Origin of the sequence: Streptomyces sp. BE303 (assembly GCF_036290945.1) — a bacterium.
GTDB lineage: Bacteria > Actinomycetota > Actinomycetes > Streptomycetales > Streptomycetaceae > Kitasatospora.
This window is the reverse complement of the sequence record NZ_JAQYWZ010000959.1, coordinates 153,472-179,342: the sequence shown is the minus strand read 5'-3', so window position 1 is coordinate 179,342 and position 25,871 is coordinate 153,472. Positions and strand designations below refer to the sequence as shown.

23 protein-coding genes are annotated in these 25,871 nt (G+C 74.6%); 13 read left to right on the top strand and 10 right to left on the bottom strand.

The annotated features are described in order from the left end of the window. Positions 1 to 51: 51 nt before the first annotated feature. Together PUR56_RS41415 and PUR56_RS41410 are read right to left on the bottom strand one after the other, a co-directional pair. Positions 52 to 1,875 (bottom strand): SpoIIE family protein phosphatase, encoded by a 1,824-nt coding sequence (locus tag PUR56_RS41415; protein WP_329952779.1) that lies wholly within the window; start codon positions 1,873 to 1,875, stop codon positions 52 to 54. A 131-nt stretch (positions 1,876 to 2,006) separates the two neighbouring features. Continuing rightward, the gene (locus tag PUR56_RS41410; protein ID WP_329952778.1) at positions 2,007 to 2,468 is read right to left on the bottom strand and encodes a MarR family winged helix-turn-helix transcriptional regulator; all 462 of its coding nucleotides are present in this window, start codon (positions 2,466 to 2,468) and stop codon (positions 2,007 to 2,009) included. A gap of 83 nt (positions 2,469 to 2,551) precedes the next feature. On the opposite strand from PUR56_RS41410, the gene PUR56_RS41405 reads away from it, so the two are divergent. Both PUR56_RS41405 and PUR56_RS41400 read left to right on the top strand, forming a co-directional pair. Then, positions 2,552 to 3,481, top strand: coding sequence for an SDR family NAD(P)-dependent oxidoreductase (locus PUR56_RS41405; RefSeq protein ID WP_329952777.1), 930 nt, complete (start codon positions 2,552 to 2,554; stop codon positions 3,479 to 3,481). A 172-nt stretch (positions 3,482 to 3,653) separates the two neighbouring features. Next, positions 3,654 to 4,871 carry an ROK family transcriptional regulator gene (locus PUR56_RS41400; protein WP_329952776.1) on the top strand — a complete coding sequence of 406 codons (1,218 nt, stop codon included), beginning with the start codon at positions 3,654 to 3,656 and terminating at the stop codon, positions 4,869 to 4,871. 83 nt (positions 4,872 to 4,954) lie between these two features. Here PUR56_RS41400 and PUR56_RS41395 read toward each other — a convergent pair whose 3' ends face one another. The 3 genes from PUR56_RS41395 to PUR56_RS41385 all read right to left on the bottom strand — a co-directional run bounded on the left by PUR56_RS41395 (position 4,955) and on the right by PUR56_RS41385 (position 6,472). Then, positions 4,955 to 5,158, bottom strand: a complete 204-nt coding sequence (locus PUR56_RS41395) for a hypothetical protein (protein ID WP_329952775.1) — start codon at positions 5,156 to 5,158, stop codon at positions 4,955 to 4,957. A gap of 304 nt (positions 5,159 to 5,462) precedes the next feature. Further along, positions 5,463 to 5,822 (bottom strand): DoxX family protein, encoded by a 360-nt coding sequence (locus PUR56_RS41390; RefSeq protein ID WP_329952774.1) that lies wholly within the window; start codon positions 5,820 to 5,822, stop codon positions 5,463 to 5,465. Positions 5,823 to 5,977: 155 nt separating this feature from the next. After that, positions 5,978 to 6,472 carry a cupin domain-containing protein gene (locus PUR56_RS41385; RefSeq protein WP_329952773.1) on the bottom strand — a complete coding sequence of 165 codons (495 nt, stop codon included), beginning with the start codon at positions 6,470 to 6,472 and terminating at the stop codon, positions 5,978 to 5,980. Positions 6,473 to 6,553: 81 nt separating this feature from the next. Here PUR56_RS41385 and PUR56_RS41380 point away from each other — a divergent pair, with 81 nt between their 5' ends. The 3 genes from PUR56_RS41380 to PUR56_RS41370 all read left to right on the top strand — a co-directional run bounded on the left by PUR56_RS41380 (position 6,554) and on the right by PUR56_RS41370 (position 9,732). Beyond that, positions 6,554 to 7,405: a LysR family transcriptional regulator gene (locus PUR56_RS41380; protein WP_329952772.1), complete on the top strand. Its 852-nt coding sequence runs from the start codon at positions 6,554 to 6,556 to the stop codon at positions 7,403 to 7,405. Positions 7,406 to 7,886: 481 nt separating this feature from the next. Further along, positions 7,887 to 8,948, top strand: coding sequence for a right-handed parallel beta-helix repeat-containing protein (locus PUR56_RS41375; protein WP_329952771.1), 1,062 nt, complete (start codon positions 7,887 to 7,889; stop codon positions 8,946 to 8,948). 178 nt (positions 8,949 to 9,126) lie between these two features. Beyond that, positions 9,127 to 9,732 (top strand): hypothetical protein, encoded by a 606-nt coding sequence (locus PUR56_RS41370; RefSeq protein WP_329952770.1) that lies wholly within the window; start codon positions 9,127 to 9,129, stop codon positions 9,730 to 9,732. Between the two features lie 253 nt (positions 9,733 to 9,985). Here the strand turns inward: PUR56_RS41370 and PUR56_RS41365 are convergent, their stop codons facing one another. The 4 genes from PUR56_RS41365 to PUR56_RS41350 form a co-directional block, all read right to left on the bottom strand. Then, positions 9,986 to 10,759, bottom strand: coding sequence for a maleylpyruvate isomerase family mycothiol-dependent enzyme (locus PUR56_RS41365; RefSeq protein ID WP_329952769.1), 774 nt, complete (start codon positions 10,757 to 10,759; stop codon positions 9,986 to 9,988). Positions 10,760 to 11,068: 309 nt separating this feature from the next. Then, positions 11,069 to 11,755, bottom strand: a complete 687-nt coding sequence (locus PUR56_RS41360) for a transcriptional regulator (protein WP_329952768.1) — start codon at positions 11,753 to 11,755, stop codon at positions 11,069 to 11,071. A gap of 121 nt (positions 11,756 to 11,876) precedes the next feature. After that, entirely contained in the window at positions 11,877 to 12,563 is a 687-nt protein-coding gene (locus PUR56_RS41355) for a response regulator transcription factor (protein WP_329952767.1), read from the bottom strand. Continuing rightward, positions 12,560 to 13,927: a sensor histidine kinase gene (locus PUR56_RS41350; RefSeq protein ID WP_329952766.1), complete on the bottom strand. Its 1,368-nt coding sequence runs from the start codon at positions 13,925 to 13,927 to the stop codon at positions 12,560 to 12,562. The genes PUR56_RS41355 and PUR56_RS41350 overlap by 4 nt, the downstream gene beginning before the upstream one ends. Positions 13,928 to 14,060: 133 nt before the next feature. On the opposite strand from PUR56_RS41350, the gene PUR56_RS41345 reads away from it, so the two are divergent. Further along, a complete protein-coding gene (locus tag PUR56_RS41345) occupies positions 14,061 to 14,975 on the top strand; it encodes an ABC transporter ATP-binding protein (RefSeq protein WP_329952765.1) in 915 nt (304 codons plus the stop codon). Continuing rightward, on the top strand, positions 14,972 to 15,892 hold the full coding sequence (locus tag PUR56_RS41340; RefSeq protein ID WP_329952764.1) for an ABC transporter permease: 921 nt from the start codon (positions 14,972 to 14,974) through the stop codon (positions 15,890 to 15,892). The genes PUR56_RS41345 and PUR56_RS41340 overlap by 4 nt, the downstream gene beginning before the upstream one ends. Before the next feature lie 123 nt (positions 15,893 to 16,015). Here PUR56_RS41340 and PUR56_RS41335 read toward each other — a convergent pair whose 3' ends face one another. After that, positions 16,016 to 16,999: a tellurite resistance/C4-dicarboxylate transporter family protein gene (locus PUR56_RS41335; protein WP_380353768.1), complete on the bottom strand. Its 984-nt coding sequence runs from the start codon at positions 16,997 to 16,999 to the stop codon at positions 16,016 to 16,018. A 287-nt stretch (positions 17,000 to 17,286) separates the two neighbouring features. Between PUR56_RS41335 and PUR56_RS41330 the strand changes: the two genes are divergently transcribed. The 6 genes from PUR56_RS41330 to PUR56_RS41305 all read left to right on the top strand — a co-directional run bounded on the left by PUR56_RS41330 (position 17,287) and on the right by PUR56_RS41305 (position 25,856). Continuing rightward, the gene (locus PUR56_RS41330) at positions 17,287 to 20,982 is read left to right on the top strand and encodes a nitrate reductase subunit alpha (RefSeq protein ID WP_329952828.1); all 3,696 of its coding nucleotides are present in this window, start codon (positions 17,287 to 17,289) and stop codon (positions 20,980 to 20,982) included. Beyond that, a complete protein-coding gene (narH, locus tag PUR56_RS41325) occupies positions 20,982 to 22,619 on the top strand; it encodes a nitrate reductase subunit beta (protein ID WP_329952762.1) in 1,638 nt (545 codons plus the stop codon). The genes PUR56_RS41330 and narH overlap by 1 nt, the downstream gene beginning before the upstream one ends. Beyond that, entirely contained in the window at positions 22,616 to 23,239 is a 624-nt protein-coding gene (narJ, locus tag PUR56_RS41320) for a nitrate reductase molybdenum cofactor assembly chaperone (protein WP_329881063.1), read from the top strand. Before narH ends, narJ begins: the two co-directional genes overlap by 4 nt. A 30-nt stretch (positions 23,240 to 23,269) precedes the next feature. After that, entirely contained in the window at positions 23,270 to 23,995 is a 726-nt protein-coding gene (gene narI / locus PUR56_RS41315) for a respiratory nitrate reductase subunit gamma (RefSeq protein WP_329952761.1), read from the top strand. Between the two features lie 65 nt (positions 23,996 to 24,060). Beyond that, on the top strand, positions 24,061 to 25,344 hold the full coding sequence (locus PUR56_RS41310; RefSeq protein ID WP_329952760.1) for an AAA family ATPase: 1,284 nt from the start codon (positions 24,061 to 24,063) through the stop codon (positions 25,342 to 25,344). Continuing rightward, on the top strand, positions 25,341 to 25,856 hold the full coding sequence (locus tag PUR56_RS41305) for a bpX5 domain-containing protein (RefSeq protein WP_329952759.1): 516 nt from the start codon (positions 25,341 to 25,343) through the stop codon (positions 25,854 to 25,856). Before PUR56_RS41310 ends, PUR56_RS41305 begins: the two co-directional genes overlap by 4 nt. The last annotated feature ends 15 nt before the right edge of the window (positions 25,857 to 25,871 follow it).

Here is a 25,871-nt window from a genome sequence, read left to right as displayed (position 1 = left end):
GCGGTGGGTGAAGCGGCGCGGGGTCCGGCCGGGCACACCCCTGGAGCGGGGTCACGGCCGGGCCCGGGGCCGCGCGGCCAGGACGGCGACGTCGTCCTCGGCCGGGCCGGCGCCGGGGGAGTAGGGGCCGAGCGCGTGCAGCACCGCGTCCAGCAGGTCGTCCAGGTCCCCGGCGGTGGGGAGCCGTAGTGCGGCGAGCCGGGCGAGCGAGGCGTCGATGTCCTCGCCGCGCCGCTCCACCAGGCCGTCCGTGTAGAGCAGGAGGGTCTCGTCGGGCAGGAGCTCCCGGCCGACCTGTTCGTAGCCGCCGACGCCGGTCCCGAGCGGTGGACCGGTCGGGATCCGCAGTAGTTCGGTCGGCCGGTCCGGAGCGATCAGGGCCGGCGGCAGGTGGCCCGCACTGGAGAAGGTCCAGCGGCGCCGGCCGGGGTCGGCCAGCGCGAGCAGGCAGGTGGCGGGGCGGGCGGACTCGTTGGCGGCGATGACGGTGTCGAGCTGGCGCAGGATCCGGTGCGGCGGCAGGTCCGTGCCCGCCACGTCGCGCAGCGTGGAGCGGTAGTTGCTCATGTCGACGGCGGCCTCGACGCCGTGGCCCATCACGTCGCCCATCACCAGCAGGGTCCGGCCGAACGGCAGCCGGACCGTCTCGTACCAGTCGCCGCCGACCACCGAGCTGGTGCCGGACGGCAGGTAGCGGGAGGCGAGTTCCAGGTTCTGGTGCGGGTGGCCGGGCTCGCTCAGCAGGGCGCGCTGGAGGTCGAGCGCGATGCCCTGCGAGTGGCTGTACCGGCGGGCGTTGTCGATGCCGGTGGCGGCCCGGGCGGCGAGGTCGCCGACGAGGACGGCCTCGTCCGTGGTGAAGACGGGGGCGGTCGGGGGTGCGGTCGGCGCCGTGGCGTCACCGGTGCCGGCCGTGCCGGCCCGGGCCAGGGTCATCAGCCCGACCAGCCGGCCGCGCGCGGTCAGCGGGACGACGAGGACCGACGTCACCCCGGCGGCCCGGTACGCGGCGAGGCTCGCCGGGTCGGGTGCGGCGTCGGCCAGCTCCTCGGGGGAGCGCGGCCCGACCAGGACCGCTACGCCGGAGGCGAGGGCGCGGGAGGCGGCCGAGCCGTCCCGGTGGCGGACCGACTCGCCGGGGTGGGCGAGGCCGGCGACCGCGCCGCGCAGCCGGTCCGCGCAGCCGACGGCGGCGCGGCGCAGTCGCAGCCCGGACGCGCCGTGGCCGTGGACGGCGGTCTCCGTCGGCAGGAGGTCGACGGTGACCAGATCGGCGAGTCGGGGCACGGCGAAGGCGGCCAGTTCGGCGCACGTGGTGTCGACGTCGAGGGTGGTGCCGATCCGCTCGGCGGCGGCGTCCAGCAGCGCCAGCCTGGTGCGGGTCTGCGCCAGGTCGCGCCGCAGTTCCTGCACGGGGTCGGGGTCGTCCAGGACGACGACGACCACGCCCGTGACGTGCCCGGCGGCCGACAACGCCCGGTAGCGCACGCGGAGCCCCGGCGGTACGGGGGCGCCCGGGCCCTCCGGGCTGCCGGTGGTGTGCTCGCGGTCCCGGCCGTCGGCGACGATCCGGCGCAGCGTGCCCGCCGCGCCCCCGAACGACGTCGACTCGACCGGCCGGCCGAGCAGGTCGGCCCGGCGCAGCCCGGTGGCGGTGGCGAACGCCGCGTTGAGGTACTGCCAGCGCAGGTGCTCGTCCAGGATCGCCACGCCCGCCGGCAGCACCGCCAGGAGGTCACGGAGCAGGTCGGGCATGTCACCTTCGGTGAGGTCGCCGCCGCTCCCGGCGAAGGCCGCCGCCGCTGCCGCGAACGCCGTGGCGTCCGCGCCTGCGGGTGTGGCGCCCTCTCCTCCGCCGCCGTTCCGGAACCGCATGCCCCCATGATCACCCGCCCGGGCGCGGCACGCCCACGGTCGGTCGATCCTTGACCGATCGGGGGTGGGTGTTGTAGGAGGCCGCGACCGCTGCCGCGGAGGCGCGGCCGGCTCCGGGGCCCGCCGCGGGCTCAGGCGGTCGGCGGCTGCTTGAGCTTGGCCCAGACGGCTTCCAGGGCGGCGATGTCGGCGTCGTCCAGCCGGTCGTCGAAGGCCTCGGCGAGCGCGGTGCGGCGGGTGGCGTCGGCGGCGGCGAAGAGCGAGCGGCCCTCCGGCGTGAGGGCGATCCGCACCGAGCGGGCGTCGGTGGGGGAGGGGACGCGCTCGACGAGAGCGCGGGCCTGGAGCGAGTCGGCGACCCGGGAGACCTGGCTGCGGCTGAGCAGGGTCTTGGCGCCGAGGTCGGAGGCGGCGACCGGGGTGTCCTGGGCGTGCAGCCAGAGCATCACCTCGAACCAGGAGAGCGGCAGGTCGTGGGCCCGGGTGAGGGCCTGGTCGACGAGGGTGCTCAGGGTGGTGCCGGCCCAGACCAGGCCGTAGAAGGCGTGGTCGCGGGCGGTGAGGTCTCCCAGGGTGAGGTCGGTGCGCGCCATGCCGGCCACTCTACCGGTGTGCGTGTGCGTGCACGCATCCTGCTATGGTGTGTGTGCACGCACACAAACTCCAGGGAGTTTCGATGGCCACTCCGACGACCGGCCCGGCGACGGGCCCGGCGACCACTCCGGCGATCACTTCGGCGACCGGTCCGGCGACCGGTCCGGCGACCGCCGACCGCACCGTCCTGATCACCGGCACGTCCTCCGGCATCGGTCTCGCCGCCGCGGTGGGGGCGGCCCGCGCCGGCTACCGCGTCGTCGCGACCATGCGGGACACCGGCCGCTCCGGCGCGCTGACGGCCGCCGCCGCCGACGCCGGGGTCGCCGACCGGGTCGAGGTCGCCCGGCTCGACGTCACGGAGCCCGGATCCGTCGCCGCGTGCCTGGACGCGCTGATCGCCCGGTACGGCCGACTCGACGCCGTGGTCAACAACGCGGGCGCCGGCCGCGTCGGCACCGTCGAGCAGGACGGCCTCGACCCCGTCCGGGCGGCGATGGAGGTCAACTTCTTCGGTGTCGTCGAGGTCACCCGCGCCGCCCTGCCGCACCTGCGGGCGAGCGGCGGCCGGGTGGTCACCGTCACCAGCGTCGGCGGCGTGGTCGGCCAGCCCTTCAACGAGGCGTACTGCGCCGCCAAGTTCGCCGTCGAGGGCTTCATGGAATCCCTCGCCCCGGTCGCCGCGACCGTCGGCGTCCACGTCACCGTGGTCGAACCCGGCGCGGTGGCCAGCGAGTTCGTCGCCAGCCAGGCCATCGACCTGCCCGCCCTGCTGACCGCAGCCGGCCCGTACGCCCCCGCCCTGCAGTCGTACGCCGAGCGCACCCTCGCGGCCTTCGGCCAGGCCCAGAGCTCGGAGGAGGCCGCCGCGACCGTCGTCGAGGCGCTCACCGCCGAACGGCCGCCCTTCCGGGTACAGACCTCCGAGCGGGCCCGTGCCTTCGTCGGCGCCAAGCTCGCCGACCTCGACGGCTCGGCCGTCCAGCGGCTCACCGGCAGTTGGGTCGGCTGAGTCCCGACCCGGGCGGACGGTTCCTGGACGGACGGCCCCCGGCCCTTCGGTGCCCGGCCCGCCGGGGGAAAACCCGCCGGTGAGGGGGTTGACGACCGGTCATACTGGGCGGTGCCCAGGCCGGGGCGCCGACCGGGTGCTCCGCGCAGCGTCCGGACCGGAGGATGATCCGATGAACAGCCACCCACCGACCGCCGTTCCGGTGGCCGGGACGCAGCCGCAGCCGTGGAACCGGCAGCGGCTGCGCAGCAACAACGAGTGGCTGCTGCTGGAACTGCTGCGCACCGGCGGCCCGTCCTCGCGGGCCCAGCTCGCCCGTGACACCGGCCTCTCCAAGCCCACCGTCTCGACCGCGCTCGCCACGCTGGAAGCGGCCGGGCTCGCCCGGGAGGCGGGCCGCTACGTCCCCGAGCGCGGTCGCACCGCCGTCCTGTACGAACCGGACCCGACGGCCGGGTACGTGCTCGGCGTCGACATCGGCCGGGCCCGGCTGCGGGTGGCGGTCGCCGACCTCGCCGGCACGATCGTGGCCCGGCGCGACGTGCCCAACAGGGGCCGCACCGCCGACGCGGTGGCCGACGCGGTCGTGGCGGCGGCCCGGGAGACCACGACCGAGGCGGGCCTGACGGCGGGGGAGATCGTCCACGCGGTGATCGGCACACCCGGCGTCTGGGACGAGGAGCAGCGCGGCGTGCGGTACGCCACCAGCCTGCCCGACTGGGGCAGACCCGGGCTGTTCGACCGGATAGCCGCCGGTCTGGAGACCGGGATCACCGTGGGCAACGACGCGAACCTCGCCGCCCTAGGCGAGTACACCCTGGGGGCGGGCCGCGGGAGCGGCAGCCGGATGTTCGCCTACCTGCTGGTCGGTACCGGGCTCGGGGTGGGGGTGGTCAAGGACGGCGAACCGCTCACGGGAGCGCACGGTGCCCTCGGCGAGGTCGGCCTCGTCCCCCTGCCGCCGGGGCCGGACGGCGAGCCGGGCGGCACGATCGAGGAGGCGACGGCCGCCGACGCGATCGTGCGCACGGCACTGGACCTGGGCATGCCGGGGCCGCTCACGGCGCGGCAGGTGTTCGAGGCGGCTCGGGGCGGTGACCCGGCCGCCGCTGTCGCCGTCCGCCGCGCCGCCGGGCAACTCGCCTACGCGACCGCCGTGCTGTCGGCGGTCCTCGACCCCGATCTGGTCGTCCTCGGTGGCGGCGTCGGCGCCAGCGCCGACCTCCTGCTCGAACCGTTGGAGCACGCCCTCCGCGGGCTCACGGTGATGCGTCCGGCGCTCGCCCCGAGCCTGCTCGGCGACGAGGCCGTCCTGCTGGGCGCCGTCGCCACGGCGCTGGACATCGCCCGCCCCGAGGTCTTCGAACGCCGCTCCGCCCCGGTCGACTGACCGTCGGTCGGGCGGCGGCCGGACGCGCCGTCGGCCGGATCGCCGCACCCGGGCGGCGACCTGGCCACCGGAACCTCGGGTGGTCAGATCCCGGGGCCGTAACCGGGGTCCGGCCGGTGGCGGGGGGCGTACCACTCGGCGAGTCCCCACGCCGCGAGCGCGAGCACGGCCACGGCCGCGAGTGCCGCGAGCCAGGGACGGGGCACCCACCTCGCGACCAGCGCCCGGGCGAGGAGCGGTACCAGGACGCCGCCGAGCACGATGAGTGGCAGATCGACGAGGAGCACGCCCAGATCGCGGGCATGACCCTCGAATCCGCCGTCGACACGGAGGGCGGCCCGCGGTGCCCACACGAGGGCCCCGGTCGTCGCGCCGAGGCCGGCGAGAAGGCATCCGGTGCAGCCCCCGGCCCTGGGGTGCACCCGGGCGGTCCGTCCTGCGGGGCTTTCGCTCATGCCCACGACGGACGCGGTGGCGCGCTGCGCGGTTCCGGCGGAGCCACCTGGCCGGCGCGCGGTCGCTCGTCCTCGCGCGGTCGCTCGCCCTTGCGCGGTGGCTCGTCTCCGCAGGTCGGGGGCGACCGATCCACGATCACGGGCCGGCTGCCAACCAGGCGGTCACGGCCGCGGTGACGACGAGTCCGACGTTGAGTGTGATCCGGCGGTCTCCGCCCGTCAGGTGAACGGCGATCGCACCGGTCTGCAGGAGTACGAAGCCGATGGCCGCGGCCGGCGCCAGCCAGGGAGCGGTGCCGGTCAGCGGTGGCAGGACCAGACCGGTCGCGCCCAGTACCTCGATCGTCCCCAGCGCCCGCAGGGCCGGCAAGGGCGTGCGGTCGACCCAGGCCATCATCGGGCGGAGTCGATCGCGGCTGCGGATCACCTTCAGCGTGCCCGCGTAGAAGTAGAAGAGCGCGAGCAGTCCCGCGACGATCCAGTAGGCGATGTTCATGGTTCCCGTTCATGGCCCCCGGTTCGCGGGGGCCTGTCGATTGCGTCGATCACGTCGATCACGTCGATCACGTCGATCACGTCGATCACGTCGATTGCTTCGATTGCCAGGGAAGCCCTGGAGTGGGGCGGCTGGGCGGCTCCGTCCCGTCGGGTTCAGACGGGGTCGGTGGCGGGCTGTGTCGCGTAGCGACTCATCGCGTCGACGTTGGCCTGCGGCGTCAGCGGCCGGCCGTCGGCGAGCGACTCCTGAAGGTCTCGGAAGTACTGCACGTACAGGTCGGGCGTGAAGGTGCTGAGCATGACAGCGGGTTGGTCCGTCAGGTTGGCGAAGGTGTGCGGGGTGCCGGGCGGAACCATCACGAGCGTGCCCGCGGCGGCGTCGTAGTCCTCCTCCCCGACGGTGAACCGCACGGTGCCGGACAGCACGTAGAAGCCCTCGTCGTGTCGGCCGTGGCGGTGCTGCGGCGGGCCCTGCGTGTGCGGGGCGAGGACGGACTCGGCGATCGCGAGGCGGTGGCCGGTGTGGCTGCCGTCCTCCAGAACGCGCATGCGCGTGGTACCCAGAACGATCGTCTCGCCGTCCAGGGGACCCACCACCGAGATGACGGGGTCGGCCTGCGGTTCGGTGCCCTTCGCTTCTTCGGTCATGTTCACGAGTGCACCGCCGGGAGCCCGCCGGTGTCCAAGACCCGTTCCGCGGCACCGATACCTGGTGGGTATCGTTGCAGCGTGGAGCTACGGACCTTGCGCTACTTCGTGGCGGTCGCCGAGGAACTTCACTTCGGCCGGGCCGCCACCCGGCTGCACATGAGCCAGCCGCCGCTGAGCCGCGCGATCAAGCAACTGGAGGCCGAGGTCGGGGCTCTGCTCCTCGCCCGCTCGACCACCGGCGTCACGCTCACTCCGGTGGGCGCGGTGCTGCTCGACGAGGCGCGAGCCCTGCTCGACCACGCCGACCGCGTCCGGGTACGCGTGAGCGCGGCAGCCGGCGCCGAGACCATCACCGTCGGCATCCTGGGCGACGGCACGGACCCGGGAGTGGCCAGGCTGGCTGCGGCGTACCGCCGTAACCACCCCGGCCTGGACATCCACATCCGCGACACCGATCTGACCGACCCGACGTGCGGACTGCGCGCCGGACTGGTCGACGTCGCCCTCACCCGGGCGCCGTTCGACGAGACCGCCCTGACGGTGCGTACGCTGCGGGCCGATCCGGTCGGCGTCGTGCTGCGCGCCGACGACCCGCTGGCCCGCCGCGACCGGCTGCGGCTGGCCGAGCTGCGCGACCGCCGCTGGTTCCAGTTCCCGCAGGGCACCGACCACGTCTGGCAGGAGTACTGGAACGGCGGCAGGCCGCGTGAGGGACCAGTCGTGCGCGCCGTCCAGGAGTGCCTGCACGCGGTGCTGTGGAACGGCACTGTCGGCCTGGCGCCGCTCGGACACGACCTGCCCGCAGAGTTGACCGTGGTGCCGCTGATCGACATGGCGCCGAGCCGGGTGGTGGTGGTGTGCAACAGAGGGGAAACCAGCCCGTTGATCCGATCATTCATCGAGATCGCCACAGCAGCGTTCCGCCGCTGAGCGCCGACCGTGCCTCGTTCTTCGCCGAGGGAGCCGGCACGGGGCGCCGACAGCCGTGCGAACAACCTCCGGCGGCAGCCCGACGGAGAGCGAGTTGTTGATCGACCCACCACCGTAGACGGAGACGAAGTCCCGGTGGTCCGCCGGGAAGGGAGTGCCCTACCTGCGGGCCGCCTCGTCCCGGTCGACGGGATCGCCGGCTCCGGCGTGCGGTGGCAGGATCCCGGACAGTCGGGCAGCACTCGGGTGCATCGGTAGTGCCTCTCGGAGAGCTCGGACACGGCCCTGCCGAGCGTGCGCGTGTGCGCGGGGCCCACCACAGGACCGTACTTGCCGAGTTCTGGTTCGGGGTCGGTCGAGGGGCTCGGCCGGGTGTCTCGGCGGGATGCGGGTGTGGGGGCGGGCGTGAGGGCGGGCGGTGCGGGGAAGGAAGTTAGGGAGCTTTACTTGATCCTTCGTCGACGACTCCACCGGAGGTCGCGTGTTCCCCCGCTTCGCTCTCCTCGCCGCCGCGGCGGCGGCCCTGCTCGCGCCCGCCGTTCCGGCGGCGGCCTTCGCGGCCCCCGCCGCACAGACCGTCGACGTCTCCACCGCGGCCCAGTTGAAGGCCGCGCTGGCGGAGGCCGTGCCCGGGCAGACGATCCGGCTCGCCCCCGGTAAGTACCGGGGCGCCTTCGTCGCCCAGCGGCCGGGCACCGCCGACAAGCCCGTCACGCTCACCGGGCCGCGCACCGCCGTCCTGGTCAACGACGGCCCCTCCGGCTCCGCCCCCTCCTGCCCGGCGCCCACCTCCGGCTGGGACTCCGGTTACGGGCTCTGGCTGTACGGCGCGTCGTACTGGAACCTCACCGGCTTCACCGTGAAGGACTCCAAGAAGGGCGTGGTGCTGGACGGTTCGCCGCACGTGGTGATCGACGGCCTGTACGTGCACCACATCGACGACGAGGGCGTGCACTTCCGCCGCTCCTCCGCCGACGGGGTGCTCCGCAACGCGGTCGTCGAGTACACCGGCCGGGTCCAGCCCGAGTACGGCGAAGGCGTCTACCTCGGTTCGGCGAACTCCAACTGGGGCTGCCACGGCAACAGCAACGGCGCGGACCGCTCGGACCGGGTGCTGGTGGAGGGCAACCGCATCGGGCCGTACGTCACGGCCGAGGGGGTCGACGTGAAGGAGGGCACCTCGGGCGGCACGATCAGGGGCAACACGTTCGACGGACGCGGCATCAGCGGCCAGAACTCCGCCGACTCGTGGGTCGACGTCAAGGGCAGCGGCTATCTGATCGAGGGCAACAAGGGCACGTTCTCCTCGCCGGGGACCTTCGCCAACGGTTACGAGACGCACAATCCGGCCACCACGCCGTCCTTCCCGAACGGCTGCGGGAACGTCTGGCGCAGCAACACCTCGGACCTCGGCGGTGTCGGCGCGTACGCGATCCGGATCACCTCCGTGTCCGCCTGCTCCGGACGCCCCAACGTGGTGTACGCGTCCAACACCGTCGCGCGGGCGACTGCCGGCTTGACGAACATCCCCGTCACGCCCTGATCGGTGGGCCGGGGGCGTGACAGAAGTAGGGCTGAATGTGATCGAATCTGCCCGATGATCGACTCTCCGTGATCGCCAGATCTCGATCTGCTCACAAGTGCTTGAACGATGGACATGTCCGGTGGAAGAGCTGATTGACTCACGATCCTCTTTCAAGTGGAACGGAGCGTTCACGTCCATGCCTTCACGGATGCGCGGCGGTCGTCGCGGCCTGGCCGCCGTCGCCGGACTCGTCTTCACCGTCGGTCTCGCACTGACCGGTTGTGACCCCACGACGGCGGACACCGTCACCTCGGCCGCCACGACGTCCGCCACCGTCCCCGCGACCGCGCCCGAACCGGTGGTCCCGCCGAACACGCCCGCGGCCGCGCCCGTCCAGCCGACGACCCCGCCGGCGCCGACCGCCGCGCCGACCACGGACGTCGCGGTGCCGCCCCCCGCGGTCGCGCAGCCGCCCGCGCCGCAGACCCAGCCCACCAAGCCGGTCCAGCCCGCCGCACCGGTGACGCCCAAGGCGCAGCCGACGCCCACCAAGGCGGCGCCGCAGCCCAAGGTGACCACGGCCCAGCCGCCCACCGACCCGGAGCCGCCGGTCGCCGAGCCGAAGGCCCCCGAGACCAAGGCGGCTGCGGCCGGGGACTGCGAGATCCGCTCCAACGCGGGCAACTGCTACAAGGCGGGCCAGTTCTGCCGCAACGACGACTTGGGCAAGAGCACCCACGAGGCCGGTGGCCGGGTAATCACCTGCCGGATGGTCAGCGGAAAGCCGCACTGGCAGGTCTGACCGGACGGCACCCCGCGCGGGCCGCACTCGAACGCAGAGTGCGGCCCGCGCGGTGTCCGGCCCACCGTCGCAGGAACCGGGCCGAGCGGGGACGGCCCGACCGGCTCCCGACGACCTGCAGCGCACCTGCGGCGTGGCCTTCGTCCACGGCGGCCCGCAGCCTGCCCGCAGCCGCGCGATGGTCGCAACTCCGCTTCCGGCGACGCCCGCAGGAGCGCGCGCACGACCGACAGGGGCGTCACAAGTGCGCGTCCTACGCGTTCGGGTCCCACTCCGCGAGCTGGTCCATCGGCTCGGTGTCGCCCGTGATCTCCAGGCCGTCGAGCGGGATGCGCGCGTAGAAGTAGAGGACCAGTTCGCTGGCTGCGCCCCGGATCGCCAGGTCGCCCGGCTCCGCGTCGGCGGCGAGGTCGTCGCAGTGGACGCCGTCGGCGTTGAGGGTCAGGCGCCAGGAGCGGCCCTCGGTCGCGTGCAGGTCGATGGTCGCCGGCTTGAACGGCCAGGGGACGGTCGTCGCCGAAACGGTCGTCAGGAACTCGTCGACGCCCTCGACCGCGACGTCCGTCGGCAGCGGCTGCGCGGCCCCCTGGGTGAGCTGGACGTCGTAGGTGTGGACGGCGATCTCCTGGATCTGGTGCCTGGCCAGGGCTCCGCTGGTCTCCGGGGCCTGCGAGCGGCCCCACCAGGTCCAGCAGCCGCGGTCCGGGCCGGCCTCGCGCATCGCGTCGAGCATGAGCCCGGTCGACTCGGCGAGCCAGGCGTCCAGGGCTTCGCGGTCGCGGGGCGCGGTCGGGGCGCCCTTCGGGTCCGTCTTCGCCGGGGGCGCGGCGCCCGGGCCCGCGGCGACGATGGCGGCCTGGCGGCGGCGACCGTCGCCGAGGTGCTGCGCCAGTTCGCGCAGCGTCCAGTCCGGGCAGGCCGGGACCTGGACGTCGAGGTCGGGGGCGGACGCGATCGCGGCGCGGAACGCGGCCGAACGGTCTTCGATCAGCCGCAGGACCTCGGGGAACTCCAAAGTGTTTTGCACCCCGGTTGTGTATCACGGCGCTCCGGCCGCCAGGTAGCGAATTTGTCCGACGAACGCGTCGACGGCCGGGCGGAGCGCCGGGGCCGAAGCCGTCCTGAAACGCCGCGCACCGCTCGCCGACGGTGACTTCGACCACTGCGTTCGACGAGCAGGACGGCGACGACGTCAGCTGCTCGGCATCTACTCCTCCGAGGCCGGGCCGTGGCCGTGGAGCGGATCCGTGCCTTGAGCCGGGCCAGGTCCGGCGCGGCGGAGACGTCGGCGGATCCGAACACGGGGACGCCCGAAGGGGACTGAAGGGAATCGTTGTCAGACCTTACGCTCGTCCAACCAGTTGCCGGGCAGCTCGGCGAGCGTGTTCCAGAAGAGCTGTTCGTACGCTTGCAGGAGCCGGCCGTACTCGCGTGCGGCGTCCGTCTCCGGCGCCGTCAGCCCTGCCGCTCCGATCGCCTCGGCGGCGGCCCGTTCCAGCCCGGTGGCCGGCCGGCCGAAGAAGTCGAAGAACGCGCAGGCCTCGTCCTCGAAACCGTGGTGGCGGCGGAGCGCTTCGGCGAGGGCTGCGCAGTATCGGCCCCAGGCCGCGAAGTTGGCGACGAGCGCAGCCGCGACGGCGACCGGCCGCCCGTTCAGTGCCAGCCAGGCGAGATACGCCGGGTAGGCCTGGCAGCCGGGCATCGGCGGGCGGGCCACCGCCTCGGCGGACAGCCCGCAGGCGGAACCCAGGGCGGGCAGGGTGTCCAGCGCGGCGCTCTCGCCGTCGGCCAGTGCGGCGAACCAGGCGCCGAGCGGTGCGTCGGCGCAGCGGGTGGCGAGCAGCAGCAGGCTGCGGCGGTCGGAGGTGATGATCCGCTGCTGCTGGGCGGCCAGTTCGGCGAGCACCCCCAGCCGGCCCCGGCCGGTCGCGAACGCCGCCACCAGTGCGGGCGGTTCACCGCCTGGAGTCAACTCGGTCCGGATGTCGCGCAGTTGCCGTACGATCTGCCCGTCCGTCGCCATCGGTGGTCCTCCGCCTCGCCGCTCCGGCCCCCGCGAGCCATTCCTACCCTGGGGAGCCGCGGGAGGTGCGGTCGACACGGCGGAGGCGGGTGGGAAGGAAGCCCGGCGGGGAGCGGCCGGCTCAGCGGGGCAGTGTGACCAGCCCCGCCTCGTACGCCAGGATCACCAGGTGGACGCGGTCACGCGCGTCGAGCTTGGAGAGCAGCCGTGTCACGTACGTCTTGACGGTGGCCATCGACAGGACAAGCTCCCCGGCGATCTCGCCGTTGGACAGGCCGCGCCCGACGAGGGTGAGGATCTCCCGCTCCCGGTCGGTGACGCCGCCGATCCGTCGCGCCGCCGCCACCGGCGCAGCTGCGGAGGCCGGCGCCGGGGCGGGTTCGGGCCGGCCGGCGAACTCGGCGATCAGGCGCCGGGTGACGCTCGGCGCGATCAGGGCGTCCCCGGCGGCGACCACCCGGACGGCGGCGAGGATGTCGTCCAACGCCATGTCCTTGACGAGGAATCCGGACGCCCCCGCCCGCAGGGAGGCGTAGACGTACTCGTCCTCGTCGAAGGTGGTGAGCACCACGACGCGCACCGGTTCCGGGCCGGCGGTGACCAGACGGGTGGCCTCGATGCCGTCCATGCCGGGCATGCGGATGTCCATCACCACGACGTCGGGGCGCAGTTCCCCGGCCAGCCGGACCGCCTCGGCGCCGGTTCCGGCCTCGCCGACGACCTCCAGGTCGGTGGTCTCCGAGATGACCATCTCCAACGCGGCCCGGACCAGCGGCTGGTCGTCGGCCAGCACCACGCGGACGGTCATCGCACCCCTCCCGGCACGGGCAACCGGGCCGCGACCCGGAAGCCGCCACCCGTCCGGGGCGCGGCGTGGAACTCGCCGTTCAGCAGGGCGACCCGCTCGCGCAGACCGGCGAGGCCGTAGCCGCTGCCGGTGGTGTTCCTGCGGCCGAGGCCGGCGTCGGTGATCTCGACGGCCACCTCGTCCGCGTTCCGGCAGTCGACGGACACCCGGCAGGACGGGGTGGCCGCGTGGCGGACCACGTTGGTGACCGACTCCTGGATGATGCGGAAGGCGGCGAGGTCGACCTCCGGCGGGAGCGGGCGCCGTTCGCCGTGCCAGTGGACGTCGACCCGCACGCCGGCGGCCGTCGTCGCGGAGGTGAGCCGGTCCAGTCCGGCGAGGCCCGGTGGCCGGTGCGGCGGAGTCGGTTCGGCGCCCGCGTGCGGGGCGGTGACCGTGGCCGCGCCCGGGGCGGCGCCCGTGCCCGCGTGCGGAGCCGGGCCCCGGGAGGCGTCCGTGCCGGCGTGGTCCTCCCGGTCGGCCTGGCGCAGCGCCCCGAGCATCCGGCGCAGGCCGGCGAGCGTCTCCCGCCCCGCGGCCTCGATCTCGGCCAGGGCCTCGCGGGCCCGGTCCGGCCGGGTGTCGATGACCCGCCGTGCCGCGCCGGCCTGCAGCGCGACGATGCCGATGCTGTGCGCCACCGTGTCGTGCATCTCGCGGGCGATGCGCAGCCGTTCGGCGGTCGCGGCCTGGGCGGCCGCCCGGGCGCTCAACGTCTCGGCGTGCTCCCGGGACTGGCGCACGGACCGGCCGACCAGCCAGGCGATGACGGCGACCAGGATGCCCCCGTCCGAGGCGCCGACGCCGGTACCGCTGAGCAGACCGCCGCCGAGCTCGCTGATCATGCCCAGGTGGGTGACCAGCACGCCCAGCACCAACGCGAAGACGGCGCGCGAGGTGCGACGCGGCCGGGTGGCCGCGACCAGGCAGAGCGCGGCGTCGACCGCCAGCAGCGCCGTCGGGGGCAGCTGCACGTCGGAGCGCCAGGTCTCCGTCTGCGCGACGGTGGCCGCGAGCAGGAGGCCCGTGGACAGCAGTGGCCACCGTCGCAGCAGCGCGGCGGCGGCGAACGCGACCAGGGTGGCGAGCACGGTGGTGGTCCAGCCCTGGAGCTCCGGGGGGAGGCCGGGCCGGTCGGACGGGACGGTGTGCGGGCGCGCGCCGACCACCACGAAGGGGTACACCAGCGAGAGGCACCAGGCCAGGGCCGTCCACACACCCGGCGGCACGCGCTTCGCCGGCGGCACGGTCCCCGGCGACGGCGACGGCGACGGCGGCGACGATGCCGGGGACGTGGACAGGGGCGGGGGGAGCGGCGCTGACATGCGGTGATCGTATCCAGGCGACCGGGCCCCGCCATCGGACCACGGTCGTACGACCAGGGGTGACAGTCCCTCCGGTCGGGTGTCGACCCCGGTCCGATGCCCCGGCGGGCCCGGCCCCGGCACCGTTGAGCCCATGATCGAAGTCCGTGAACTGACGAAGCGCTTCGGCCGCACCACCGCGGTCGACGGCCTCACCTTCACCGTCCACCCCGGCCACGTCACCGGCTTCCTCGGGCCGAACGGCGCCGGCAAGAGCACCACCCTGCGCATGGTCCTGGGTCTCAACGACCCCACCGGCGGCACCGTCACCGTCGACGGCCGCCCGTTCCGGGACCGGCCGCGCGGTCTGCGCCACGTCGGCGCCCTGCTCGACGCGGGCGACGTCCACGGGGGTCGCAGCAGCCGGGCCCATCTGCGGGCACTGGCCCGGAGCAACGCGCTGCCGCGCGGCCGGGTGGACGAGGTGCTGGAGGAGGTCGGGCTGGCCGGGGCGGCGGGCCGCCGGATCGCCGGGTACTCGCTCGGTATGAGGCAGCGGCTCGGCATCGCGACGGCGCTGCTCGGGGATCCGCCGGTGCTGCTGTTCGACGAGCCGCTCAACGGGCTGGACCCGGAGGGGGTGTTCTGGGTGCGCGGCCTGTTCCGACGCCTCGCGGCCGAGGGCCGGACGGTGTTCGTCTCCAGCCATCTGATGAGCGAGATGGAGCACACCGCGGACCGGCTGGTGGTCATCGGGCGCGGCGAGCTGATCGCCGCCGAGAGCGTGGCGGAGTTCGCCGCCCGCGGCACCCGGCAGGCCGTGTCCGTCCGTACCGCAGAACCCGCCGCGCTCGCGGCCGTGCTGAGGGCCGCGGGCGGCACCGTCCGGCCGGAGGGCGGTGACGGTTCGCTCACCGTGACGGGCCTCGACGCGAGCCGGATCGGCGAACTCGCCCTCGAACGAAGGCTCCTGGTCCAGGAGCTGACCACCCGTGCGGCCTCCCTGGAGGACGCCTTCAGGGAACTCACCGCCGACAGCGTCGAGTACGCCGCAGGAGACCACCGATGAGCGCGCCCACCACTCCGATCGGCGCCCCGGTGAGCGCGCCGGCCGGCGCCCCGCCCGGGCCCCGGACCGCCACCGAGCCCCGGACCGCCACCGTGCCCCGGGCCGGCACCGAGCCCCGCGCCCGGTTCCGCGACCTGTTCGCCGCCGAGTGGATCAGGTTCTGGTCGCTCCGCTCGATGCCGTGGGTGCTGGGCGTGAGCGCCCTGGTCGTCATCGGCGCCAACCTCAAGGCCGCGAAGTACACCTACGACCACACCACCCCCGACGACCCGGTGTCGGCGGCCGGGGCCTCGTGGGCCGCGACGAACGCCTCGTTCACCGTGTTCGCCGCCGACATCGTGATGATCGTCGCCGGCAGCGTCGGCGCCGTCGTGATCGTCAGCGAGTACGCCACGGGGATGATCCGCACCACGCTCGCGGCCGTCCCCGACCGCCGCGCGGTGGTGACGGCCAAGGCGTCCGTCCTGGCGGTGGTCATGCTCGGCTACGGCGGCCTCACCGCGGGCGTGTCGTTCGGCTTCGGCCAGGCGATCCTGTCGGGCCGGCACCTCGGTCTGTCGATCACCGACCCCGGCGCTCTGCGGGTCGTGTCGGCCGCCGCGCTGCTGGCCCCGGTCTGCGCGTTCGTCGGCCTGGCTCTGGGCGTCCTGATCCGGCACGCCGCGGGCACCGTGGTCACCACGGTCCTGCTGCTCTTCCTCGCCCCGGCGTCCTTCTCCGAGAGCAACCGCTGGACGGCCCTCGTCGGGCACGCCATGCCGCTCACCGCCTGGCAGCGGCTGGCCAGGGTCGACCTGACGGAGACGCTCCTGCCGCCGTACCCGGCGACGGTCGGCGGTTCCTGGGCGGCGTACGCGGCCTGGCCGGTCCTCTCCCTGCTGGTCGCCGTGATCGTCCTGCGCCGCCGGGATCTGTGAGGCCCGCGCCGCAGGCAGCCCGGCTGCCCGGCTGCCCGGCTGCCCGGCGGCCCGGAGCCCGCGAGCCGGGAGCCCGCGAGGCCCCGGGCGGCCCGGCCGGAGGGCCGCCGGGACCTCGCGGGGTCAGCCGTCCCGGACGGCGACGGGCTCCCCGGTCCGCCGCGACGGGCGGACCCGCCGGACCCGGCGGACCGCCCCCCAGGCGGTGAGCAGCCAGACCGCCGCGGCGACCCACAGCAGCGGGCGGCCGAGCGTGTCCAGCCAGGGCACCCGCGCGGCGGCGGCCGTGGAGAGGCACGCCACGGCGGTCATGCCCAGCGGGAAGACCGTGGACCAGCGGCGCAGGTCGTACCCGGTCCGGGGGCGCAGGAGTTCGGCGCAGAGCAGGACCAGGTACCAGGCGAGCGCGAGTGCGAGCAGGACGAGGGTGGTCGTCCGCAGGACGGAGCGCGCCGTCCCCGACCAGACCCCCGACGCGAGCAGCTTGGAACCGGCGAGGGCGGAGATGGCCATGGCCCCGCCCGCGACCCAGTGGTCGCCGGCCCCCGTCGCCACCTGGCGGAGGTCGAAGCGGAACAGCGCGTCCCCGTACAGGACCAGCCCCAGCAGGAACAGCAGCAGGGCCGCCCGGGCGAGCCAGTCGGTGGTCTGCGGGGCGAGGACGGCGGCCAGTACGGCGAGGCCCTGGGTGGCGACGCAGATCAGGAACGCCGCGCCCGGCATCCGCCGCCCGAGGTGGCGCAGCACCGCCGTCAGCAGGACCGGCCAGGCCGCGGTGGCGAGGACGAGCAGCGCGGCGGCCGTCCCGGTCCAGCCCAGCAGGTCGAGCCGGACGCCGAGCACGTCGGTGGCGGCCACCGCCGTGAGGGCGGGCGGGGTCCGCGCGAGGGAGGTCCAACCCCGCCGGTCGCCGACCAGCAGCGCGGCGAAGCCGGCCGCGAGGAGCAGCCAGATCGCCGCGGCCAGGACGAGCGCCACCGTCGAGAGCACGTCGAAGCCGGTGAGGTGGAAGCCGACCGAGATGATCCCGGTCGCCATCACCACCGCGCCGGCCCCCGGGGGCGGCGCGGCCCACCGGCGGTCGCTGGGCTCGTTCATGACCTCCATCGCAGCGCCCGCGCGCCGGTCCCGCCAGTCGGAACGCCCCCGCACGCCGGTCGGACGGGACGGGACGGGGCGGGACGGGGCGGGACGGGGCGGGACGGGGCGGGACGGAACAGGGCGGGGTCGGACGGGAAGGCCCAGTGCGGGGAGGCCGCCCACCCGATGGGACCTCCCGCCGCGCGCGCCGGGCCGCCCTCGGGTTCGATGGCCCCACGGGCGGGTCCGGAACGGGAAGGTGCCAGGTGCGCGAGCCGACGAGCGAGCCGGGGCAGACGAGCGGAACCGGCGAGGTGGGGCCGGCGGGCGAGCCGGGGGCCCCGCTGCTGCGGGCCGGCCGGTTCTTCCGCCCCGGGACGGCGGCGGCCGACCTGCACAGCGTGCGGATCACCGGCGGACGCGAGTCGGACGCCTTCTACCGGGACCGCTGGAGCCACGACAAGGTCGTCCACTCCACCCACGGCGTCAACTGCACCGGGTCGTGCCGCTGGAAGGTCTACGTCAAGGACGGGATCATCACCTGGGAGACCCAGGCCACCGACTACCCGTCCGTCGGCCCGGACCGGCCCGAGTACGAGCCGCGCGGCTGCCCGCGCGGCGCCGCCTTCTCCTGGTACACCTACTCGCCCACCCGGGTGCGCTACCCGTACGTGCGCGGGACGCTGCTGGAGCTGTACCGCGAGGCGCTGGGCCGGCTGAAGGACCCGGTGCTGGCCTGGGCCGACATCCAGGCGGATCCGGAGCGCCGCCGCGCCTACCAGAGGGCCCGCGGCAAGGGCGGGCTCGTCCGGGCGAGCTGGGACGAGGCGGTGGAGATCATCGCCGCCGCGCACGTCCACACCGTCAGGCAGTACGGCCCGGACCGGATCGCCGGGTTCTCGCCGATCCCCGCGATGTCGATGGTGTCGCACGCGGCGGGCGCCCGCTTCCACTCCCTCATCGGCGCCCCGATGCTCTCCTTCTACGACTGGTACGCGGACCTGCCGGTCGCCTCGCCGCAGGTGTTCGGCGACCAGACCGACGTCCCGGAGTCGGGTGACTGGTGGGACGCCGCCTACCTGATGATGTGGGGCTCCAACGTGCCCGTCACGCGGACCCCGGACGCGCACTGGATGGCCGAGGCCCGCTACCGGGGCCAGAAGGTGGTGGCCGTCTCCCCGGACTACGCGGACAACACCAAGTTCGCCGACGAGTGGATGCACCCGCACCCGGGGACGGACGGCGCGCTCGCCTTCGCGATGGGGCACGTGATCCTGCGCGAGTTCTTCGTGGACCGGCCGACGCCGTTCTTCGAGGACTACGTCCGCCGCTTCACCGACCTGCCGTTCCTGGTCACGCTCACCGCCCGGGACGGGGCGTTCGTGGCCGACAAGTTCGTCCGGGCGAGCGACCTGGGCGACACCGGAGAGGGCGCCGAGTGGAAGCTCGCCGTGCTCGACGAGGCGACCGGGCGCCCGGCCGTGCCCAACGGCTCGCTCGGCTTCCGCTGGACCGAGTCCGGCAAGGGCCGGTGGAACCTCGACCTCCAGGACGTCCGCCCGCGCCTGTCGCTGTACGCGGACGGGGCCGCGGAGCCCGTGGAGGTGCTGCTGCCGCGCTTCGACACCGAGGGCGGCGAGCACGGCCAGGGCCGCGGCGAGACCGTCCGCCGGGGTGTGCCCGCGACCAGGCTCGGCGGCCCGGACGGGCCGCTGGTCACCACCGTGTACGACCTCCTGCTCGCCCAGTACGGGGTCGGCCGCGCCGACCTGCCGGGGCACTGGCCGTCCTCCTACGACGACGGGCGAACGCCCGGCACCCCCGCCTGGCAGGAGCTGCACACCTCCGTGCCGGCGGCCCAGGCGGTGCGCGTGGCACGGGAGTTCGCGCGGACGGCCGAGGAGTCCGAGGGCCGGTGCATGATCCTGATGGGCGCCGGGACCAACCACTGGTTCCACTCCGAGACGATCTACCGCACGTTCCTCGCCCTGCTGACCCTCACCGGCTGCCAGGGCCGCAACGGCGGGGGCTGGGCGCACTACGTCGGCCAGGAGAAGTGCCGCCCGTCGACCGGCTGGGCGACCCTGGCCGGCGCCGCCGACTGGGCCCGCCCGCCCCGGCAGATGATCGGCACCGGGTGGTTCTTCCTCCACACCGACCAGTGGCGCTACGACACCTTCTCCGCGGACGTCCTCGCGTCCCCGCTCGGCACCGGCCGGTTCCGCGGCCTGGCCACCGTCGACCTGCTGGCCCGTTCGGCCCGGCTCGGCTGGATGCCGTCCTACCCGACCTTCGACCGCAACCCGCTCGACCTGGTCGACGAGGCCCGGGCCCGGGGCCGCGACCCGAAGGACCACGTGGTCGACGAACTCGCCGCCGGGCGGCTCGGGTTCGCCTGCGAGGACCCGGACGCCCCCGCCAACTGGCCCCGGGTGATGACGCTGTGGCGGGCCAACCTGCTCGGCTCCTCCGGCAAGGGCGCCGAGTACTTCACCCGGCACCTGCTGGGCACCCACTCCTCGCTGCGGGCCCGCGAGGCCGACGAGTCGGTCCGCCCCCGCGACGTCCGCTGGCACGAGGAGGCACCGGAGGGGAAGCTCGACCTGCTGCTCTCGCTGGACTTCCGGATGACCTCGTCGACGCTGCTGTCGGACGTCGTGCTGCCCGCCGCGACCTGGTACGAGAAGCACGACCTCTCCTCCACCGACATGCACCCGTACGTGCACGCCTTCACCCCGGCGATCGACCCGCCCTGGCAGGCGCGCACCGACTTCGAGGCCTTCCACGCGATCGCCGGGCGCTTCAGCGAGCTGGCGCGCGACCACCTCGGCACCCGGCACGACCTGGTCGCCACCCCGTTCCAGCACGACACCCCCGGCGAGACGGCGCAGCCCGGCGGCGTCGCCCTGGACTGGCGCCAGGAGGAGTGCGCGCCGGTGCCCGGCGCGACCCTGCCGAACCTGACCGTCGTCGAACGCGACTACACCGCGATCGGGGCCAAGATGGCGGCCCTCGGCCCGCTGGTGGAACGGCTCGGCCTGCCCGCCAAGGGCATCGCCCTGCGGCCGGACGAGGAGGTCGAGTACCTCAGGCGCCTCAACGGGGTGGTCCGCGGCGGCCCCGCCGACGGCCGCCCCGCGCTGGACACCGCCGTCAAGGCGGCCGACACCGTACTGGCACTGTCCGGCACCACCAACGGCCGGCTGGCCACCCAGGGGTTCCGCACTCTGGAGGCCCGTACGGGGCAGCAGATGGCGCACCTCGCCGCCGAGCACGAGGGCCGGCGGATCGGCTACGCCGACACCCAGGCCGCGCCGGTCCCGGTGATCACCTCGCCCGAGTGGTCCGGCAGCGAGGCGGGCGGACGCCGCTACAGCCCGTTCACCCTCAACACGGAGCACCTCAAGCCCTGGCACACGCTCAGCGGCCGGCAGCACTTCTTCGTCGACCACGACTGGATGCACGAGCTGGGGGAGGCGCTGCCCGTCTACCGGCCGCCGCTGGACATGCACCGGCTGTTCGGCGAACCCGCCCTCGGACCGGACGGGCAGCGGGAGGTGACGGTCCGCTACCTCACCCCGCACAACAAGTGGTCGATCCACTCCGAGTACCAGGACAACCTCTTCATGCTCGCCCTCTCGCGGGGCGGACAGGTCGTCTGGATGTCGGTCGAGGACGCGGCGGCCATCGGCGTCGAGGACAACGACTGGATCGAGGCCGTCAACCGCAACGGCGTCGTCGTCGCCCGCGCGGTCGTCTCCCACCGCATGCCGCCCGGCACGGTCTACATGCACCACGCCCAGGAACGCACCGTCAACGTCCCCCGGTCGGAGACCACCGGGCGGCGCGGCGGCATCCACAACTCGCTGACCCGGGTGCTGCTCAAACCGACCCACCTGATCGGCGGCTACGCCCAGCTCTCGTGGGCGTTCAACTACCTCGGCCCGACCGGGAACCAGCGTGACGAGGTGACGGTGATCCGCCGCCGCAGCCAGGAGGTGCGGTACTGATGCCCCAGCGTGAAGCTCCCGTCGGACGCGTCATGGCCCAGGTCGCCATGGTCATGAACCTCGACAAGTGCATCGGCTGCCACACCTGTTCCGTCACCTGCAAACAGACCTGGACCAACCGGCAGGGCATGGAGTACGCCTGGTTCAACAACGTCGAGACCCGCCCCGGACTCGGCTACCCGCGCCGCTACGAGGACCAGGAGAAGTGGCGGGGCGGCTGGCGGCTCGACCGGCGGGGCCGGCTCCGGCTCAGGCAGGGCAGCCGGCTGTTCAAGCTGGCCTCGATCTTCGCCAACCCCGTGCTCCCCACCCTCCGGGACTACTACGAGCCCTGGACGTACGACTACCGGGCCCTCACCGACGCGCCGCTCGGCGACGACTACCCCGTCGCCCGCCCGCACTCGCTCGTCACCGGCAAGCCGATGACGGTCGAGTGGTCGCCCAACTGGGACGACGACCTCGGCGGCGCGCCCACGTACGGGCCCGAGGACCCCAACGTGGAGCGGATGCGCACCGAGGCGGGCCGCCGGATCCGCTTCGAGTTCGAGCAGAGCTTCATGTTCTACCTGCCCCGGATCTGCGAACACTGCCTCAACCCGTCCTGCGTCGCCGCCTGCCCGTCCGGCGCGATCTACAAGCGCGAGGAGGACGGCATCGTCCTCGTCGACCAGGACGGCTGCCGGGGCTGGCGCCAGTGCGTGACCGGCTGCCCGTACAAGAAGATCTACTTCAACCACCGCACCGGCAAGGCCGAGAAGTGCACCTTCTGCTACCCGCGCGTCGAGGTCGGCCTGCCCACCGTCTGCTCCGAGACCTGCGTCGGTCGGCTGCGCTACCTCGGCGTCATGCTCTACGACGCCGACCGGGTGGCCGCCGCCGCCTCCGTGGCCGACGAACACGACCTCTACGAAGCGCAGTTGGGTGTCTTCCTCGACCCGGCCGACCCCGAGGTGCGGCGGGCCGCCGAGCGCGACGGCATCCCGCACGACTGGATCGAGGCCGCCCGCCGCTCGCCGGTCCACACCCTCATCAGCACCTACCGGGTCGCGCTGCCGCTCCACCCGGAGTACCGGACGATGCCCATGGTCTGGTACATCCCGCCGCTCTCCCCGGTCGTCGAGGAGGTCGCCCGGAGCGGCCACGACGGGGAGGACCCCGGCAACCTCTTCGGTGCGATCGACGCCCTGCGGATCCCGCTCGAATACCTCGCCGAACTGTTCACCGCGGGCGACACCCGCCCGGTCCGCGCGGCCCTCGACCGGCTCGTCGCGATGCGCTCGTACATGCGCTCCGTCAACCTCGGCCGGGAGCCCGACCTCGCCGCGGCCCGGGCCGTCGGTCTCGACGGTCCGCAGATCGACGAGCTGTTCCGGCTGCTCGCCGTCGCCAAGTACGAGGACCGGTACGTCATCCCGACCGCCGCGCGGGCCGACGCCGAGCGGCTGGAGGAGTCCGCCGTCCCCACCGGCTGCGGACTCGACCACGAAGGAGGGCCGGGCATGGGGCCGGACGGCGCCGACGGGCCCGTCGGCGCCGACTCCGGCCGGCGGACCCTGCCGATGGTGACGATCGAGAGCTTCCACGCCCTGCGCAGACGCCAGACCGCCGACCGGACCGACGAGGAGGAACCCCGGTGACCGAGGACCTCGCCCTGGTGCGCCGGGCCGCCGCCGTACTGCTCTGCTACCCCGACCGGGACGCCCCCGGTACCCTCCGGCTGCTGGCGGCGGAGCTCCGGCCGGTCCGCCACCCCGCCGCCGAACCGCTGCGCGCCTTCCTCGCCCGCGCCGGGACGCGCTCCGCCCCCGAACTCGCCGCCGACTACGTCGAGACCTTCGACTTCACCCAGCGCCACAGCCTCCACCTCAGCTGGTGGACCGACGGCGACACCCGGCGGCGCGGCGAGGCCCTGGTCCGGTTCAAGGAGGTCTACCGGGCGCACGGCCTGGAGTTCACCGACGAGGAGCTCCCCGACTTCCTGCCCGCGGTCCTGGAGTTCGCGGCCGCCACCGGCTCGGACGCGCTGCTGCGCGAGCACCGGCCGGCCCTCGAACTCCTGCGGCTCGCCCTCACCGAGCACGGCACGCCGTACGCCGACGTCCTCGTCGCCGTCTGCGCGACCCTGCCCGGACCGTCCCCCAAGGACCGGGCCGCCGCCCGGGCGCTCGCCCGCAGCGGGCCGCCGCGCGAGCAGGTGGGCCTGGACGCGGACCCGCCCTACGGCCACCTCGGCCTGCTCCCCGTCCTGCCCTCCTGAGCGGAGTCCGCCGATGAACACCTTCCTCCGATGAACACCTTCCTCTGGGGCGTGCTGCCGTACCTGGCCGCCGTGCTGCTGGTCTCCGGCCTGGTCTGGCGGTACCGCTACGACAAGTTCGGCTGGACCACCCGCTCCTCCGAGATCTACGAGTCGCGGCTGCTGAACATCGCCTCGCCGATGTTCCACTACGGCATCCTCTTCGTCCTCGCCGGCCATCTGATGGGCCTGTTCGTCCCCGCCTCGTGGACGGACGCCGTCGGCCTGGACGAGCACGCCTACCACCTGGTGTCGCTCTTCGCGGGCTGCGCGGCCGGGTCCCTGGCGGTGGCCGGGATCCTGATGCTGCTCTACCGCCGGCGCCGCAACGCGGCCGTGTTCCGCGCCACCACCCGCAACGACAAGCTGATGTACGTCGTGCTGCTGGGTGCGATCGTCCTGGGACTGGTCGCCAAGCTGATGCACTCCTCGGTGAGCGAGGGGTACGACTACCGCACCACCATCGCCCCGTGGGCCCGCAGCCTGTTCACCCTCCGGCCCGACGTCGGGCTGATGGCCGACGTCCCGCTCGCGTTCAGGCTCCACGCGGTGGTCGGTCTGGCGCTGTTCGCCCTGCTGCCGTACACCCGCCTGGTCCACATGTTCAGCGCCCCCGTGCAGTACCTGTTCCGCCCCTACATCGTCTACCGCAGCCGCGACCCGGAGCAGCTCGCCGACCGGGCGCCGAAGCGGGGCTGGGAGCGGATCAAGTACTGACCCCCTCCGGCCCCCTCCGAAACCGCTGGTCGCCCCCGGTGCGGCCACCGTAGACTCCGGTGCTCGTGACCGACACCAGCATCCCGACCGCCGCCCGCACGGCCGAGCCCGCACCCGCATCCGAGCCCGTACCTGCGCCCTCCTGTGCGGACGGCCTCGCGGACGACCTCGCGGGCGACTTGGTGGACGGCCGGGCGGGCGACCCGGCGGGCGACCCCGCCGCCGCGCTCCGGCCGGACGCCGAACTGATCGGCGCCGCCGTGGCCGCCGCCGGCCGGGGCATGATCGACCGTGAGACGGTGGCCGAGGTCGTGGCGCTCTGCGCGGTCGCCGGCGAGCACCTGCTGGTCGTCGGCCCGCCCGGCACCGCCAAGTCCGAGGCCGTCCGCCGGGTCGCCGCGCAGCTCGGCGGACGCTACTTCGAGTACCTGCTCGGCCGGTTCACCGAACCCAACGAGCTGTTCGGCCCCGTCGACCTGCGCAGCCTGCGCGAGGGCCGGGTCGAGTTCGAGACCGCCGGCATGCTGCCCGAGGCCGACATCGCCTTCCTCGACGAGGTCTTCCTCGGCTCCACGGCCGTCCTCAACACCCTGCTCGGCCTGCTCAACGACCGCGTCTTCCGGCGCGGCGGAACCGTCCTCGCCAGCCCGCTGCGGGTCTGTGTCGGCGCCGCCAACCACCTGCCGGACGACCCCGCGCTCGCCGCCTTCGCCGACCGCTTCCTCGCCCGCGTCTTCGTGGAGCCGGTCGCCGACGCCCGGCTGGAGGAACTGCTGGAGGCCGGGCGCAGGCCCGCCGCCGCCTCCGTCCGGCCCACCGACCTGCTCGGCGCCCTCGACCGGCTCGCCGCCGCCGCCCGCACCTGCGACCTGGACGACGTCACCCCGCTGCTCGGCGCCGCGCTGCGCCGGCTGCGCGCCGCCGGCGTGCCGATCGGCGACCGGCGGGCCGTCCGATCGCAACGGCTGGTCGCCGCCGCCGCCGTCCTGGACGGCCGTACCACCGCCTCCGCCCGCGACCTGTGGGTGCTGCCGCTGATCGCCCCGACCGCCGACACCCAGGCGCTCGCCCGCGACACCCTCGGCGACCTCATCGAGAAGGCCGCCAACCAGAGCCTCGTGCACGCCGCCGAGGAACTGTCGCGCAGTTCGGCCGCGCGCGCCGAACGGCTCACCCGCACCGGGGCCGAGCTGCTCGCCGCCCACCGCGAGCTGCCCGGGGGCCGCGACGCGCGGCTCCGGCTGGAGGCCGCCCTGCGGGAGATCGACGCCGGGTTCGCCCCCGCGGACCTGCCCGCCGGCCTGGCCGGCATACGGGCCGAGCTGGTCGCGGCGGTCGCGCCCTCGTGACCACCGTGCCGCCCGACGCCCCGTCGGCCCCGTCTCCGGCCGTCGCTCCCGCCGCACCGCCCGCCGTCGCGCCCTCCGTCGCTCCCGCCGCGCCGCCCGCCGCACCGCCCGCCGTCAGACTCGGCTGGGAGCGCCGCGAACCGCCGCTCACCGCCGCCGCCGTCCTCGCCACCGACGAGGCCGTCCCCGCGCTGGCCGCCGCCACCCGGGACCGGATCGCCGACGGCGCCCGGCTCGGCGTCCTCGCCGACGACACCGCACTGCTCGTCCTCGGCGCCGAGGACGACCTCCCCTGGGCGGACGGCGCCCGCTACCTCGGCCACGACGGCGGGCTCCTGGTGCCGACCACCGCCCGGCCCGTCCCCGCCGCCGTCCTCTGGCGCACCGCCCTCGGCGCCGAGGCCGGACAGCTCTGCGTCCTCACCCCCGGCCACGCCCTCGTCGCCGCCCCGCCCGCCCCCGCGACCGACCCCGAGGCTCTCACCCCGTACATCCGGAGGGCCGCCCGGTGACCGCCGGGGCGCCGG